The organism is Winogradskyella sp. UBA3174 (assembly GCF_002364335.1).
Lineage (GTDB): Bacteria > Bacteroidota > Bacteroidia > Flavobacteriales > Flavobacteriaceae > Winogradskyella.
In genome coordinates, this window is record NZ_DEXW01000055.1 from 8,625 (window position 1) to 10,616 (window position 1,992).

At 36.3% G+C, this 1,992-nt stretch carries 3 protein-coding genes; all 3 read right to left on the reverse strand.

Annotated elements, in window-relative coordinates:
• Positions 1-55: 55 nt before the first annotated feature.
• Positions 56-565: a hypothetical protein gene (locus B2U95_RS10160; protein WP_296315870.1), complete on the reverse strand. Its 510-nt coding sequence runs from the start codon at positions 563-565 to the stop codon at positions 56-58.
• Between the two features lie 4 nt (positions 566-569).
• Positions 570-896 (reverse strand): hypothetical protein, encoded by a 327-nt coding sequence (locus B2U95_RS10165; RefSeq protein WP_296315872.1) that lies wholly within the window; start codon positions 894-896, stop codon positions 570-572.
• A gap of 10 nt (positions 897-906) precedes the next feature.
• The coding region (locus B2U95_RS10170) for a hypothetical protein (protein WP_296315874.1) at positions 907-1,992 on the reverse strand (1,086 nt) is incomplete at its 5' end.

A 1,992-nucleotide genomic window follows, 5' to 3' on the forward strand; every position in this document is an offset into this window, starting at 1 on the left:
AATTGTCCTAATTTACTACTTCCACCATAAGGAATTATTCCAAATAATTTTGCCATTACATATCTCCTTGTGGTTCTGGTCTAGCCATCATACCTTCTTGTGGAGGCATTTGTTCTAATTCTTCTTTAATATCTTCTGATGCTTTTTTTTGTAATACTTCATGGTTAGCCATGTCTTTCATAAACTGACCATTGCTTGTATCTTGCATACTAATTCTCATTGTTTTTATTTTTGCACGCATACCCATTGCAACGACTAATTGCATAATTAATGGTGTTATTAATGTTGCTACATCAACAGTCCATTTACCTTCTGTAAATCCACCAAATACAACTAATCGAGTAATAGCTTCTGCAGGAATTTTAGCCTTTAACATTAAAAGAATCTGTTCAGCCATATTAACATTACCTAACTTTTTCATTACAAAATTCATTGCAGAGTCTGGGTCTGTATATTGTGGAGCATGTTCCCAAGGATAATTACCCGGCTCGTTAGTTAATGATTGCCCCGGTATTGGAGCATCAAATGGATTCTGGTCAGCTTCTTTAAATATTTCTTGTGGCATATTATTATCCTATTGCTGTTGTATCTTGAATTTGAGCTAACCTTTTAGCTACACTAGTCCATTTATCGTCCATAGCTACAGCGTCTGTTACTACTGGAGTTTCTGGAGCTTTAGCAGCTGACATAGCATATGTTTTAGCATTAGTAACACCTAAATCTACCTTGGGTGGTCTGCCGGCAGCACTAGGAGTATCTAAAAATTTATCACCTATAGCACTGGCACCTGCACCAATAACTCTATCCATAATACTTCCACCTTTTTTATCACCACCCATAAAGTTGTCTGTAAATTGACCCATCGCCCAAGTCCCTATTGCACTCCATACACTCATATATTATCCTTTATTTTAAAAATTCAAATCCAAACTTACCAAGTAATTTTAGTAAATCACCTTTTGCTGCTTCATCACTTAATTCAAACATTGTTGCTCTTTCTAATGCTGCAAGAGCCATATTATGATTTCTTGCTGTAGCATTTTCAGATGAAGTATTAAGCCAATCAGCTTCATCTCTCCATTCTTGCCATAATGCTGACATTGCATAATTAGACATAGCTAGTGCATTTGATGCGTTAGTTTGGTTAGCCGCATTAGCTGCCGCTGTATTTGCTGTGTTAATAGTTCGTCTCCATTGTACATTAGACTGGTCTATTACACGTTGGTTATCTACATTAAATTTATCTCTTGAATCTTGTAGTTGTGAATTAAATTGCCCAATAGCATTTTGTCTTGCAGCATTTGCTTCATTAACAGCTATATTATTTCCCACATTCATTGCATTAACTTTATTTCCTTCTGATGTAGAAAATTGATTCATTGCATCAGAGCGTTGGGCGTTTTGTAATTCAATACCCGATTTTAAGTTAGAAAAGAATTGCTCAGATTGTTGTACATTAACAGCATTAAATTGTAATGCTGCATTGTTAGCCGCTTGGTCAGTTAATAAACTTTGTTGTTTTAATTGTATGTTTGTTAAACTAGTTTGTTGTTTGTTAGATAAATTAGCCATATCCATTTGCATATAATTTTGTGCATTAAGGATAGCCGCTTGTTGTCTGTTTCCTAAATTTTGAAATATTTTATCTTTATATGTTTGTGCATCAGTTGCTGCTATAGGTAATGCACCTTGCATAATACCTTCTGCCATTGCTTCTGCATACATACTACTTTGACCCATACCTCGTTGAGCCATTTTTGCTTCTACTAAATCAGCTGAAGTTCTTGCCCAAATAGGCATAATGCCACCCGGTTGTAGTCCTGCTGTAACACCTGCTTGTAGATTTGCAAGTTGTCCTTGTACTGTAGCATTAGGGTCAATAGCTCCCATTTGCTCTGCTACTGCCGGAGTTGAAACTGTGCCTTGTGCTGCAGTTGCTTGAGGAACATTTGTTTGCCCTGTTTGTCCTGCTGTATAATTTGCCGAAGTTTG